This window comes from Leifsonia sp. KNZ12-8B (genome assembly GCF_056755495.1).
The window spans coordinates 1-12,152 of the sequence record NZ_JBPGXM010000115.1; the positions used below are offsets into that span (position 1 = coordinate 1).

The window sequence follows — 12,152 nt, forward strand, 5'->3', positions numbered from 1 at the left end:
GGGCGCACCGCCCGCGGCCAGACCAGGCCGCGGTCGGCGCGCCGGCCGTCCGGCGGCATCGGGCCGCGCGCCGTACCCGACGAGGGTCGGCTCCGGAGCGTCCTCGAGGTCTCCGACCTCGATCGCGACGAGCGGTTCCCCGACCGCGACCGTCACTCCGGGCTCCACGTACAGGCGCGACACGCGGCCGTCATAGGGGGCGGGCAGCTCGACGAGCGCCTTCGCCGTCTCCACTTCCGCGATGATCTGGTTGAGCGTGACGCTGTCGCCCACGGCGACCCGCCAGCTCACCAGCTCCGACTCGGTGAGACCCTCGCCGAGGTCCGGGAGAGCGAAGTCCTTGACCGCCATCAGTCCTCCACCCCCGTCAGCGAGTTCGGCCGGTCCATCGCGCGGTCGATGCCGTCGAGGATGCGGTCGAGGTCGGGCAGGTGCGCCGACTCCAGGCGTGCGGGCGGGTACGGGATGTCGTGTCCGGTCACCCGCACCGGCGCGTGCTCCAGGTGGTAGAAGCAGCGCTCGGTGATGGAGGCCGAGATCTCGGCCCCCAAGCCGCCCGACAGCGCCGCCTCGTGCGTCACCACCAGCCGGCCCGTCTTGCGGACCGACGCCGCGACCGTGTCGAGATCGAGCGGCGACAGCGAGCGCAGGTCGATGACCTCCACGGAGACGCCGTCGTCCTCGGCAGCCACCGCCGCGTCCTTCGCGAGCTGCACCAGGCCGCCATACGTGACCAGGGTGAGGTCGGAGCCCGCGGTCAGCACCCGTGCGGTGCCCATCGGCCGGGCGTCGGCGAGCGGAGTCTCCTCATCCACCTCGCCCTTGGCGTGGTACCGGCGCTTGGGCTCGAAATAGAGCACCGGGTCGTCGGAGGCGATGGCCTGCTGGATCAGCGTGTAGGCCTCCTGCGGGTCGGACGGGCTGACCACGCGCAGGCCGGCGGCGTGCGCGAAGTACGCCTCGGGCGAGTCGGAGTGGTGCTCGGCCGCGCCGATGCCGCCGGCGAACGGCACCCGGATCGTGATCGGCATCCGCACCGCACCCTGCGTGCGGTAGTGCATCCGCGCCACCTGGTTCACGATCTGGTCGAACGCCGGGTAGATGAAGCCGTCGAACTGGATCTCGACCACCGGCCGGTAGCCGCGGTACGCCATCCCGACCGCGGTGCCCAGGATGCCGGACTCGGCGAGCGGCGAGTCCATCACCCGGCGCGGGCCGAACTCGGTCTGGAGGCCGTCGGTGACGCGGAACACGCCGCCGAGCGTGCCGATGTCCTCCCCCATCAGGACGACGCGGTCGTCCTCGGCGAGGGCCTTGCGGAGTCCGGCGTTGATCGCCTTCGCCATCGTGAGCGCGGTCATCGATCGCCTCCCGAGACGAAGGTGCGCAGGTAGCGGGAGTAGTGGTCGCGCTCGCGGACGAGACCGGAGTGCGGCTCGGCGTAGACGTGGTCGAACACGCTCAGCGGGTCAGGATCGGCGAGGTCCACGATGCCGGCGCGCATCTCGGCGGCCACGCGGTCGGCCTTCGCGGCGATCGCCGCGCGCGCGTCCTCGGTGAGCACGCCGTCGGCGACGAGCCGAGCCTCCACCCGGGCGAGCGGGTCGCGGCCCGCCCACGCGTCGACCTCGGCGGGGTCGCGGTAGCGCGACGGGTCGTCGGCGGTCGTGTGCGGCCCCATGCGGTAGGTGACGGCCTCGATGAAGGTGGGGCCGCCTCCCGAGCGCGCCCGGTCGAGCGCGGCCCTGGTCACGGCCATCACGGCGAGGACGTCGTTGCCGTCGACGCGCACGCCCGGCACGCCGAAGCCAGGCGCACGCTCGACGATCGGCCGCTGCGCCTGCAGGGCGACCGGCTCGGAGATCGCGTACTGGTTGTTCTGGCAGAAGAAGATCACCGGCGCCGAGTAGGTCGCCGCGAAGATCAGCGCCTCGGTGACGTCGCCCTCGCTGGTCGCGCCGTCACCGAAGTAGGCGACGGCGACCGCGTCGGTGCCGTCGGCCTGGATGCCGAGCGCATAGCCGGTCGCGTGGAGGGTCTGCGCGCCGATGATGACCTGCGGCGTCGCCATGTTGATGTCGTACGGGTTCCAGCCGCTCTGGGCGACGCCGCGCCACACGCGCAGGAGGTCGACCAGGCCGGCGCCGCGACAGTAGGCGACGCCGTGCTCGCGGTAGCTGGAGAAGACGAAGTCGTCGGAGCGCAGCGCGCGTCCGGAGCCGATCTGGGCGGCCTCCTGGCCGAGCAGCGGCGGCCACAGACCGAGCTCGCCCTGGCGCTGCAGAGCGGTCGCCTCGGCATCGATGCGGCGGATGACGACCATGTCGTCGTAGAGGGCGAGGAGCTGCTGCGAGCCGATGTCCGAGATCCAGGCGTCGAAGCGCACGTCGCTCAACCGCTCCCCCGCGGGGCTCAGGAGCTGGACGAGATCGGACAGTTGCGCGGTGTCGGCTCCCGCGGGGAGGCGCACGTCGTCCATCCGGGTATCGGGCTGATTGTCGATCGTCACGGTTCACGCAACCTTCACTCTCTGCCCGGCCGGCATGCTTGTGGCGCGCCCGACCGGCTTCCGGCCTCGTCGCCGGAATTACCGGAAGGCTACGCGCCCGAGTCACGCCGCACAACCAACGGCGTGTCGACCGTGCAGAGTGCACTATCGCCGGAGCGACGCGGCTGCTAGGTTGCACACCATGCGCAGCTTCGACAGCACCGACCGCCGCATCCTCGTGGCCCTCGCCGACGACCCGCGTTCGACCAACGTCTCGCTCGCCGACCGCCTCGGGCTCAGCCGCAACACCGTGCAGGCGCGGGTGGCGGAGCTCGAGCGCAACGGCGTCTTCCTGTCCTTCGAGCGCCGGATCAGCGCCAGGTCCGCCGGGTACCCGCTCGCCGCGTTCGTCACCGTGCACGTGCGGCAGCAGATGCTCGCGGCGGTGGTGGAGGGGCTGGCCGGCATCCCCGAGATCGTGCAGGCGCACGGCATCTCGGGCCCGTACGACCTGCTGCTGCGGGTGGTGTGCGTCGACGCGGAGGACCTGTTCCGCATCACCGGCCTCATCCAGTCCGTGGAGGGCGTGGACCGCGCCGAGACCTCCCTCGACATGGGCGAGCTCATCCCCTACCGCCTCCGCCAGCTCCTCACCCGCGACGCCTGAACGCAGAAACCGCCGAGTACGCAGAGCGGCTGCGTACTCGGCGGTTTCAGGGCGATTTCGCGTGTACTCGCGAGTGCCGGGAGGGTCAGCCCTCGGCCGGAGCCTCCGGGCCCTCGCTCGCGGCGTCGCGGCCGTGCGTCTCGGCCTCGTCCGCGATCACCGGCGCGAGCGAGAGCTTGCCGCGGTCGTCGATCTTGGTGATCTCCACCAGGATCTTCTGGCCGACGCCGAGGACGTCCTCGACGTTCTCGACGCGCTTGCCGCCCGCGAGCTTGCGCACCTCGGAGATGTGCAGCAGGCCGTCCTTGCCCGGGAGCAGCGAGACGAACGCACCGAACGCGGCGATCTTGACGACGGTTCCGAGGAACTGCTCGCCGACCTCCGGGTTGGTGGGGTTCGCGATCGCGTTGACGGCGGCGCGGGCCGCCTCGGCGGCCGGGCCGTCGGTGGCGCCGATGTAGACGGTGCCGTCCTCCTCGATGGAGATGTCGGCGCCGGTCTCGTCCTGGATGCCGTTGATCGTCTTGCCCTTCGGGCCGATCAGCTCGCCGATCTTGTCGACCGGGATCTGGACCGAGATCACGCGCGGCGCGGTCGGGGCCATCTCGTCCGGACGGTCGATCGCGGCGTTGAGCACGCTCAGGATGGTGGTGCGGGCGTCCTTCGCCTGCTTCAGCGCGCCGGCGAGCACCGACGACGGGATGCCGTCGAGCTTCGTGTCGAGCTGGATGGCGGTGACGAACTCGCTCGTGCCGGCGACCTTGAAGTCCATGTCGCCGAGCGCGTCCTCCGCGCCCAGGATGTCGGTGAGCGCCGCGTAGCGGGTCTCACCGTCGACGACGTCGGAGATCAGGCCCATCGCGATGCCGGCGACCGGGGCGCGCAGCGGCACACCGGCGTTGAGCAGCGACAGGGTGGACGCGCAGACGGAGCCCATCGAGGTGGAGCCGTTGGAGCCGAGCGCCTCGGACACCTGACGGATCGCGTACGGGAACTCCTCGCGGCTCGGCAGCACCGGCACGAGCGCGCGCTCGGCCAGGAAGCCGTGGCCGATCTCGCGCCGCTTCGGCGAGCCCACGCGCCCGGTCTCACCGGTCGAGTAGGGCGGGAAGTTGTAGTGGTGCAGGTAGCGCTTGTGCGTCACCGGCGAGAGGGAGTCGATCTGCTGCTCCATCTTGAGCATGTTCAGCGTGGTGACGCCCAGGATCTGGGTCTCGCCGCGCTGGAAGATCGCCGAGCCGTGGACGCGCGGGATGACCTGCACCTCGGCGTCGAGCGGACGGATGTCGGTCAGGCCGCGGCCGTCGATGCGGACGCCCTCGCGCAGGACGCGCCCACGCATGACGACCTTCGAGACCGACTTGTACGCCGCCGAGAACTGGGTGAGGACCTCGGGGTCGAGGACGCCCGCCTCCACCTTCTCGGTGAGGGCCGCCTTGACGCGCTCCTTGAGGGCGTCGTCGGCGTTCTGGCGCTCGATCTTGTCGGCGATCTGGTAGACGTTCACGAGCTCGTCGTAGGCGAGGCCCGCGACGTTGTCGTACGTGCTCTGCGAGTAGGGCAGGAACACCGGGTAGTCGGCGATCGCCTTCGCGGACTGCTGCGCGATGACGTTCTGCGCGCCGACCAGCTGGCGGATGAACGGCTTGGCCGCCTCCAGGCCCTGGGCGACGATCTCCTCGTTCGGCTTGACGGCGCCGCCCTGGATCAGGTTCCAGGAGTTCTCGGTCGCCTCGGCCTCGACCATCATGATCGCGACGTCGCCCTCGGAGCCGTCCTCGTTGGTGAGGACGCGGCCGGCCACGATGAGGTCGAACACGGCCTCCTCGAGCTGCTCGGCCTTCGGGAACGCGATCCACTGGTCCTCGTGCGCGCCGTTGCCCGGGATGAGGGCGAGGCGGACGCCGGCGATCGGGCCGGAGAAGGGCAGACCGGAGATCTGCGTGGAGGCGCTGGCGGCGTTGATCGCGAGCGCGTCGTAGAACTCGCCCGGGGCGATGCTCAGGACGGTGATGACGATCTGGACCTCGTTGCGGAGGCCGTCGACGAACGACGGGCGCAGCGGGCGGTCGATCAGGCGGCAGACCAGGATCGCCTCGGTCGAGGGGCGGCCCTCGCGGCGGAAGAACGAGCCGGGGATCTTGCCGGCGGCGTAGGAGCGCTCCTCCACGTCGACGGTCAGCGGGAAGAAGTCGAAGTTGTCCTTCGGGTGCTTGCTGGCGCTGGTGGCGCTCAGCAGCATGGTCTCCTCGTCGAGGTAGGCGGCGACGGCGCCCTGGGCCTGCTGGGCGAGGCGTCCGGTCTCGAACCGGACGGTGCGGGTGCCGAAGCGGCCGTTGTCGAGGACGGCTTCGGCGAACTTGATCTCAGGACCTTCCAAGAGGTCTTTCTCCTTTGTTTAACGTCGCTGCCCCGTATGGGCGCGACTTCATCCAAGGAGCAGGAGCAAGCAGTTCGACACGCTGTGTGTACGCGGCATCCCCACGCGGGTGCGTGAGCCGAGCCCGTCTGGCCATCAGTAGAAATACACGGTGACGCCTCCCGCGATCTCGCACGGGCGCCTCCGGATACCACCACCGAGGACCAGCTCCTGCCGGCCTGCTCCGGTTCGGTCGGCGCACTGCCGACCGTGAGCATCCTATCAGGCCGGTCGGAGTCAGAGGTCGAGCGTCGCCCGCGCGGCCTCGGCGAGGGCGACGCCGTACGAGGGGCCGTGCCCGGCCGCGTGCACGGCGAGCGGGTGCAGCTGGTGCAGCGGGACGCGCGCCTCCCACCCCGTCCGCAGCGGCCGGGCCGCGTCGTAGGCGGCGAGCACATCGTCGAGGTGCGGGAGGCCGAAGAGCGCGAGCATGGCGAGGTCCGTCTCGCGGTGACCGCCGTGCGCGGCCGGGTCGATCAGCACCGCACCCTCCCCCGTCCAGAGCACGTTGCCGGTCCACAGGTCGCCGTGGAGGCGCGCGGGAGGTTCGTCGTCGTCGAACGCGCCGGATGCCACCCGCTCCACCGCCTCCCGGATCACCGGCTCCTGGGCGGGGGTCACGTTGCCGACGGCGACCGCGATGTCGAGATACGGGAGCACGCGGTCGCGCGCGTAGAAGCGGCCCCAGCTCGTCTCGTGCGCGACCGGCAGCGGGCGTCGGCCGATGTACAGGGGGCCGTCCCATCCGTCCGGCGGCGCGCCGAACGCGGCGGCGCCGGCCGCGTGCGTCACCGCGAGCGCCGCACCGAAGGCGCGTGCCGCCTCGCGGGTCGGGCGGGCCTCCTGCACGCGCTCGAGCGTGATACGGCCCGGTGCGACGTCCGCGACCCGGACCACGCGGGCGCCGCCGCGCTCCTCCGGCTCGGCCAGCCAGCGCAGGCCGGCGGCCTCCGCCTCGAAGAAGCGGTCGGGCGCGTCGGCGCGCTGCTTCACCACGGTCTCCATGCGCGTCACCCTACGCGGCCGCCACGCGCCGCCGTCGCCGCGTCGCGACCGCGACGGCGAGCGCCACGATCCCGATGCCGATCAGCGTCCCGAGCGTGTTCGCCACGAGGTCGCGCACGTCGCTGTAGCGGTTCGGCAGGAACAGCTGCACGCTCTCGATGAAGCACGTGGAGGCGACGCCGATCAGGAGCGCCAGCCACCACCTCCCGAGACCCAGCAGCAGCGTGAACAGCACGCCCATCGGCACGAACATGAGCACGTTGGCCGTGAACTCGACGACGTCGAACGTGATCCACCGCAGCGGGGCGACGTCGGCCGCGAAGGCCAGCAGCTGCTTCAGGAGGCCGTTGCCGTGCGGGTCGGGCGGGAACGGGTTGAGCGTGATCCAGGCGACCACGAGCAGGTACGCGCCGGTGACGACGGCGAGGGCGAGGCGGCGGCGCGGCATGCCTCCTATGCTGGCGCACATGAGCCTCCCGTTCCGCATCCGGATGACCGGACGCGCCACCGACGAGCAGCACCGCGTCTCCAGCCCGCTGGAGCTGCTGTTCGACCTCACGTTCGTCGTCGCCATCGCGCAGGTCGCCGCCGAGCTCGCCACCGCGGGCGAGGAGGGGCACGCGCTGGACAGGCTCGGCCCGTACTGCATGGTGTTCTTCGCGATCTGGTGGGCGTGGATGAACTTCACGTGGTTCGCCTCCGCCTACGACACCGACGACGTGCCGTACCGGCTGATGACGATGCTGCAGATGGGCGGCGTGCTGGTGCTGGCCGCCGGAGTGCCCGCGGCGTTCGAGGAGCAGTCGTTCACCGCGGTGATCGTGGGGTACCTGATCATGCGGCTGGCGCTGGTCGGCCAGTGGGTCCGCGCGGCGGTCGAGCATCCGCAGGGGCGGGTCACCGCGCTGCGGTATGCGGGCGGCGTGGCGGCGGTGCAGGTGCTCTGGGTGGCGTGGGGCTTCATGCCGCCCGCGGTCGCGCCCTGGCTGTTCCCGATCGGCGCGGCCCTGGAGCTCGCGGTGCCGCTCTGGGCGGAGCGGACCGGGATGACCCCGTGGCATCCGCACCACATCGCCGAGCGCTACGGGCTGTTCACGATCATCGTGCTCGGCGAGTCCGTGCTCGCGTCGTCCGTCGGCGTGCAGCGCGCGTTGGCGGAGAACGGCCTGTCGGGGTCGCTGATCGCGATCGCGGCCGCCGGGCTGGTGCTGCTGTTCGCGCTGTGGTGGCTGTACTTCCTGGAGCCGGCGGCGGAGGGGCTGTCGTCGCGCCGCGGCCGGTCCTTCTACTGGGGGTACGGCCACTACTTCGTGTTCGCGTCCCTGGCGGCGCTGGGCGCCGGGCTCGAGGTGGCGGTGCAGCGCGGCGCCGACCATGCCGAGGTGTCGGACACGGCGGTGGAGTACGCGGTCGCCATCCCGGTCGCGGTGTTCCTGCTGATGCTCTACGTGCTGCACGCTCCGCTGGTGCCGGAGGTCGTGATCCGCCCGCTCAAGACGGCCGTCGCGATCGCGCTCATCCTGCTGCTGCCCGTCGCCTCCCCCGCCATCGGACTGGTGGGCGTGATGATCGGCATCGCGCTGGTCGCGGCGGGGCTGGTGACGGCGACGCTCGTGGACCGGGCGGTGGCGGCGCGGGAGGCCGCGGCGGCCGGCTGAGGCCGAAACGGGAAACGGGCCGCCACCGGGGCAGAAGCCCGGGTGACGGCCCGTTCGCGAAGAAGCTCGCGGTCGAAGTTATCGACGCAGACCGAGGCGCTCGATGAGGGCGCGGTAACGGCTGATGTCGATGTCGGCCAGGTAGCCCAGCAGACGGCGACGCTGACCCACGAGGAGGAGCAGGCCACGACGCGAGTGGTGGTCGTGCTTGTGCTCCTTGAGGTGCTCGGTGAGGTCCTTGATCCGCTTGGTCAGGATGGCGACCTGAACCTCGGGGGATCCGGTGTCACCGGGGTGGGTAGCGTACTCTTCGATGATCGCCTTCTTGGTCTCTGCATCCAGTGCCATAGATGGGATCCCCTTCCTCTCGTTGCGCGGTGCCCGGGGCCGTATGCCTGGGCTCTCTTGATCCGCGGCCGTTCGACGGCAACCTGAAGAGTCTACCAGAGGAAGGCGGGGCGCTCAGTCCGGTTCGCGCTCCGGCTCGAGGAGGGCGAAGCCGGCTCCCTGGGGGTCGGTCACCTCGGCCCAGCGGCCGACGCCCGGCGCCGACATCGGCTCTACCGAGAGCGTTCCGCCGAGCTCGGTCGCCCGCACCACAGCAGCATCGAGATCGGCGACGTTGAAGTAGACCACCCAGCGGGAGGGGCCTCCCGCCCCCTCGTAGACGCCCGCGACGCTGCTGTCGCCGACCTCGAGCAGGCCGTACGGCTTCTCCCCCACGCGCATCTCGCTCGCGCCGACGCTGAGCACCGCCTCGTAGAACGGGAAGACGGCGTCGGGCTCCCGCGTGACGAGCTCGACCCAGTCGACCGCGCCGGGCTCGTCGCGCAGCCAGCGGTGCTCGCCGCGCCGCTCCCAGATGCCGAACACGGCGCCCGCCGGGTCCTCGACGATCGCCAGGTGCACGCCGGGCACGGGCTCGCCGGGCGCCAGCAGCACCCGGCCGCCCGCGGCCTCCACCGCCTGCGCGGCGGCGTGCAGTCCGGACACGGCGAAGTAGGTCGTCCACATCGTGGGCACATCGCCCGACGGCAGCGGGCCGAGCGCGCCGACGGAGACGCCGCGCAGCGAGGCCGTGGAGAAGCCGCCCATCGCGGGATCGGCCGGCGACACCTCCCAGCCGAAGAGGTCGCGATAGTAGGCAGCGGCCGCGGGCTGGTCGGGGCTCTGCAGGTCGACCCAGATGGGGGTGCCCGGGGGGAAGGAGGTCACGATCGGCATGGGCACACGGTAGCCGTTCCGTTCACCACCGGGGAGTACCGTCGCCTTCATGAAGGCATTGCAATATCGAGAGATCGGTTCGGCGCCGCAGGTCGTCGACGTGCCGGACCCGGAGGTCGGGCCCGGCCAGGTGCTCCTGAGGGTCACCGCCGCTGGCGTGTGCCACTCGGACGAGTTCATCATGGGGCTGCCCGCCGACCAGTACATCTACGGCCTCCCGCTCACCCTCGGGCACGAGGGCGCCGGGATCGTGGAGGCGGTCGGCCAGGGCGTCACGGGCGTGAAGCCCGGCGACGCGGTCGCGGTCTACGGGCCGTGGGGCTGCGGTCGCTGCCACATGTGCGCGCAGGGCAAGGAGAACTACTGCCTGAACGCGGAGGCGGAGGGCATCCGCCCGCCAGGCCTCGGCGCTCCCGGCTCCATGGCCGAGTACATGCTGGTCGACAGCGAGCGGCACCTCGTCCCGCTCGGCGGCCTCGACCCGGTGCGGAACGTGTCGCTCACCGACGCGGGGCTCACGCCCTACCACGCGATCAAGACCTCGCTGCCGAAGCTCGGCGCCGGGACGACCGCGGTCGTCATCGGGACGGGCGGGCTCGGGCACGTCGGCATCCAGATCCTCCGCGCGATCAGCGGGGCGACGGTGATCGCCCTCGACGTCAACGACGAGAAGCTGGCCCTCGCCAGGGAGGTCGGCGCGCACGACGCGCTGCTGTCGAACACCGACGCCGTGAAGGCCGTGCGCGACCGCACCGACGGCCGCGGCGCCGACGCGGTCTTCGACTTCGTCGGCGTGCAGCCGACCGTCGACCTGGCGGCCGGCATGGCCGCGACCGAGGGCGACGTGACCATCGTCGGCATCGGCGGCGGCGCCCTCCCCGTCGGGTTCGGGAGGATCGGCTACGACGTGGCCGTGCGCACGCCGTACTGGGGCACCCGCGCCGAGCTGATCGAGGTGCTGGACCTCGCCCGCGCGGGCGCCGTCACTGTCGAGATCGAGACCTACACCCTCGACGAGGCGCCGAAGGCGTACGAGCGTCTGCACGAGGGCCGCATCCGCGGTCGCGCGGTGATCGTGCCGAACGACTGAGTCGTCTGGCGGCGAGGGCTGCGCGGCCCCGGGTCCACCTCGCACGGGCCCCCTCAGACGGGTCCGCGCAGCACCTCGTCCAGCGCGGCGATGGCGACCGGGGCGGGGTCGCCGTCGTCGTTGCGCGCCCACCACAGCAGCGCCGAGAAGTTCGCCGAGGTCAGCGCGTCGGCGAGCACCTGTGCGCGGAGGCCGTCGGCGGGGATGCGCAGCCGGCGTGCGAGGAAGCCGCCCAGCACGTCGCGGTCGGCGGCGAGGCTCGCGATCCCGAACGCGACGAGGGCGGGGTGGGCGGCCATCAGCCGCAGCCTCCGCCTCGTCGCCTCGATGCGGCCCGGGCCCAGGTCCAGCGACTCGGTGAAGGCGCGGGCGAGCGCATCCCGCACCGACTCGGTCTCCGGTGCGGCGTCGAGCACGGCCCGCAGCCGTTCGACGACGGGCTCCATCCCTCCCCACACCAGCGCCGGCTTGCTCGGGAAGTACCGGAACAGCGTGCGGCGGCTCACGCCCGCGGCGGCGGCGATGTCGTCCATCGTCGTCTCCTCGTAGCCGTGGGCGTCGAAGTGCCGCAGCGCGACGAGCGCGATGCGGTCGGGGTCGACGTCGACCGGCCGCCCGCGCCGCCGCGGTGCTGGCGTGGAGGCGGCGTCCGGCAAACTCATGGCTACATTATGGCACCGAGTGCTATAAAGACCTCGGGCGCCGCGCCATCGACGCCGATCGCAGAGGGATGAGGAGATCCGTCATGAGCACCATTTCCACCGACCGCTTCGCCGGCAAGACGGCCGTCGTCACCGGGGCCGGCTCCGGCATCGGCCGCGCCACCACGCTGCGCCTCGCCGCCGAGGGCGCCCGCGTCGTGGCGAGCGACATCGCGCCCGAGCGCCTGGACGCGCTCGTCGCCGAGAACCCGGGCCTCGACATCGTGCCCGTCGCCGGCGACGTCGCCGCCGAGGAGACCATCGCGCGCCTCCTGGAGGCCGCGGGCGGCCGCGTGGACGCGCTCGCCAACGTCGCCGGCATCATGGACGGCTTCCTGCCCGCCGCCGAGGTGGACGACGCCACCTGGGACCGCGTCTTCACGATCAACGTCACGGCGATCATGCGGCTGACCCGCGCGGTCCTGCCGCTCATGGTGGAGGCCGGGGCCGGCTCCATCGTCAACGTCTCGTCCGAGGCGGGTCTGCGCGGCTCGGCCGCCGGCGCCGCCTACACCGCGTCGAAGCACGCGGTCATCGGCCTGACCAAGAGCACGAGCGTCTTCTACTCCCCGAAGGGCGTGCGGGCGAACGCCGTCGCGCCCGGGCCGGTGGCGACGAACATCGAGGCGCCGTTCCGCTCCCAGTGGGCGGGCGAGCGCATCGGCCCGATCATGCAGACCACGGTGCCGCCGGTGGCCCAGCCCGAGGACCTCGCCGCCACCATCACCTGGCTGCTGAGCGATGACTCGGCCAACGTCACCGGCGTCGTGCTGGCCTCGGACGGCGGCTGGTCGGCGATCTGATCGCGCTCCACCCCTCCGCCCCCCTCTCCGCCGAGTCGTGAGCAGATGCGGGTCGCCCCGCCGAGAAGTGACATGAGGCTGTCTCTTATACACATCT

The 12,152-nt window shown here is 71.8% G+C and carries 13 protein-coding genes; 4 read left to right on the top strand and 9 right to left on the bottom strand.

Features of this window, described 5'->3' with window-relative positions:
• From ACR9ZG_RS14770 to pdhA, 3 genes are all read right to left on the bottom strand, one after another.
• Nucleotides 1-351, bottom strand: a 351-nt coding sequence (locus ACR9ZG_RS14770; protein ID WP_481285607.1) for a biotin/lipoyl-containing protein, incomplete at its 3' end; no start/stop codon positions are given.
• Nucleotides 351-1,361 carry an alpha-ketoacid dehydrogenase subunit beta gene (locus tag ACR9ZG_RS14775; protein ID WP_481285608.1) on the bottom strand — a complete coding sequence of 337 codons (1,011 nt, stop codon included), beginning with the start codon at nucleotides 1,359-1,361 and terminating at the stop codon, nucleotides 351-353. The genes ACR9ZG_RS14775 and ACR9ZG_RS14770, both read right to left, overlap by 1 nt.
• Nucleotides 1,358-2,479 carry a pyruvate dehydrogenase (acetyl-transferring) E1 component subunit alpha gene (gene pdhA, locus ACR9ZG_RS14780; RefSeq protein WP_481285619.1) on the bottom strand — a complete coding sequence of 374 codons (1,122 nt, stop codon included), beginning with the start codon at nucleotides 2,477-2,479 and terminating at the stop codon, nucleotides 1,358-1,360. The genes ACR9ZG_RS14775 and pdhA overlap by 4 nt, the downstream gene beginning before the upstream one ends.
• A gap of 211 nt (nucleotides 2,480-2,690) precedes the next feature.
• Here pdhA and ACR9ZG_RS14785 point away from each other — a divergent pair, with 211 nt between their 5' ends.
• Nucleotides 2,691-3,155, top strand: coding sequence for an Lrp/AsnC family transcriptional regulator (locus tag ACR9ZG_RS14785; protein ID WP_481285609.1), 465 nt, complete (start codon nucleotides 2,691-2,693; stop codon nucleotides 3,153-3,155).
• An 85-nt stretch (nucleotides 3,156-3,240) separates the two neighbouring features.
• On the opposite strand, the gene ACR9ZG_RS14790 is transcribed toward ACR9ZG_RS14785, so the two are convergent.
• The 3 genes from ACR9ZG_RS14790 to ACR9ZG_RS14800 all read right to left on the bottom strand — a co-directional run bounded on the left by ACR9ZG_RS14790 (nucleotide 3,241) and on the right by ACR9ZG_RS14800 (nucleotide 7,027).
• Nucleotides 3,241-5,535: a polyribonucleotide nucleotidyltransferase gene (locus ACR9ZG_RS14790; protein WP_481285610.1), complete on the bottom strand. Its 2,295-nt coding sequence runs from the start codon at nucleotides 5,533-5,535 to the stop codon at nucleotides 3,241-3,243.
• 276 nt (nucleotides 5,536-5,811) lie between these two features.
• A complete protein-coding gene (locus ACR9ZG_RS14795; RefSeq protein ID WP_481285611.1) occupies nucleotides 5,812-6,579 on the bottom strand; it encodes a fructosamine kinase family protein in 768 nt (255 codons plus the stop codon).
• Between the two features lie 10 nt (nucleotides 6,580-6,589).
• Nucleotides 6,590-7,027, bottom strand: a complete 438-nt coding sequence (locus ACR9ZG_RS14800; protein ID WP_481285612.1) for a VanZ family protein — start codon at nucleotides 7,025-7,027, stop codon at nucleotides 6,590-6,592.
• A gap of 19 nt (nucleotides 7,028-7,046) precedes the next feature.
• On the opposite strand from ACR9ZG_RS14800, the gene ACR9ZG_RS14805 reads away from it, so the two are divergent.
• Nucleotides 7,047-8,237, top strand: a complete 1,191-nt coding sequence (locus ACR9ZG_RS14805; RefSeq protein WP_481285613.1) for a low temperature requirement protein A — start codon at nucleotides 7,047-7,049, stop codon at nucleotides 8,235-8,237.
• 78 nt (nucleotides 8,238-8,315) lie between these two features.
• Here ACR9ZG_RS14805 and rpsO read toward each other — a convergent pair whose 3' ends face one another.
• Nucleotides 8,316-8,585, bottom strand: a complete 270-nt coding sequence (rpsO, locus tag ACR9ZG_RS14810; protein ID WP_481285614.1) for a 30S ribosomal protein S15 — start codon at nucleotides 8,583-8,585, stop codon at nucleotides 8,316-8,318.
• Between the two features lie 114 nt (nucleotides 8,586-8,699).
• Nucleotides 8,700-9,461, bottom strand: a complete 762-nt coding sequence (locus ACR9ZG_RS14815) for a VOC family protein (RefSeq protein WP_481285615.1) — start codon at nucleotides 9,459-9,461, stop codon at nucleotides 8,700-8,702.
• 49 nt (nucleotides 9,462-9,510) lie between these two features.
• On the opposite strand from ACR9ZG_RS14815, the gene ACR9ZG_RS14820 reads away from it, so the two are divergent.
• Nucleotides 9,511-10,551: an NAD(P)-dependent alcohol dehydrogenase gene (locus tag ACR9ZG_RS14820; protein WP_481285616.1), complete on the top strand. Its 1,041-nt coding sequence runs from the start codon at nucleotides 9,511-9,513 to the stop codon at nucleotides 10,549-10,551.
• A gap of 53 nt (nucleotides 10,552-10,604) precedes the next feature.
• Here the strand turns inward: ACR9ZG_RS14820 and ACR9ZG_RS14825 are convergent, their stop codons facing one another.
• Nucleotides 10,605-11,213: a TetR family transcriptional regulator gene (locus ACR9ZG_RS14825; RefSeq protein WP_481285617.1), complete on the bottom strand. Its 609-nt coding sequence runs from the start codon at nucleotides 11,211-11,213 to the stop codon at nucleotides 10,605-10,607.
• Between the two features lie 83 nt (nucleotides 11,214-11,296).
• On the opposite strand from ACR9ZG_RS14825, the gene ACR9ZG_RS14830 reads away from it, so the two are divergent.
• Nucleotides 11,297-12,055 (top strand): SDR family NAD(P)-dependent oxidoreductase, encoded by a 759-nt coding sequence (locus ACR9ZG_RS14830; protein ID WP_481285618.1) that lies wholly within the window; start codon nucleotides 11,297-11,299, stop codon nucleotides 12,053-12,055.
• Nucleotides 12,056-12,152 lie beyond the last annotated feature (97 nt).

Excerpts from the sequence above, each read along its gene's own strand:
- ACR9ZG_RS14775 (WP_481285608.1), bottom strand. The coding sequence starts at position 1,361 with ATGACCGCGCTCACGATGGCGAAGGCGATCAACGCCGGACTCCGCAAG.
- pdhA (WP_481285619.1), bottom strand. The coding sequence starts at position 2,479 with ATGGACGACGTGCGCCTCCCCGCGGGAGCCGACACCGCGCAACTGTCC.
- ACR9ZG_RS14785 (WP_481285609.1), top strand. The coding sequence starts at position 2,691 with ATGCGCAGCTTCGACAGCACCGACCGCCGCATCCTCGTGGCCCTCGCC.
- ACR9ZG_RS14795 (WP_481285611.1), bottom strand. The coding sequence starts at position 6,579 with ATGGAGACCGTGGTGAAGCAGCGCGCCGACGCGCCCGACCGCTTCTTC.
- ACR9ZG_RS14800 (WP_481285612.1), bottom strand. The coding sequence starts at position 7,027 with ATGCCGCGCCGCCGCCTCGCCCTCGCCGTCGTCACCGGCGCGTACCTG.
- ACR9ZG_RS14805 (WP_481285613.1), top strand. The coding sequence starts at position 7,047 with ATGAGCCTCCCGTTCCGCATCCGGATGACCGGACGCGCCACCGACGAG.
- rpsO (WP_481285614.1), bottom strand. The coding sequence starts at position 8,585 with ATGGCACTGGATGCAGAGACCAAGAAGGCGATCATCGAAGAGTACGCT.
- ACR9ZG_RS14815 (WP_481285615.1), bottom strand. The coding sequence starts at position 9,461 with ATGCCGATCGTGACCTCCTTCCCCCCGGGCACCCCCATCTGGGTCGAC.
- ACR9ZG_RS14820 (WP_481285616.1), top strand. The coding sequence starts at position 9,511 with ATGAAGGCATTGCAATATCGAGAGATCGGTTCGGCGCCGCAGGTCGTC.
- ACR9ZG_RS14825 (WP_481285617.1), bottom strand. The coding sequence starts at position 11,213 with ATGAGTTTGCCGGACGCCGCCTCCACGCCAGCACCGCGGCGGCGCGGG.
- ACR9ZG_RS14830 (WP_481285618.1), top strand. The coding sequence starts at position 11,297 with ATGAGCACCATTTCCACCGACCGCTTCGCCGGCAAGACGGCCGTCGTC.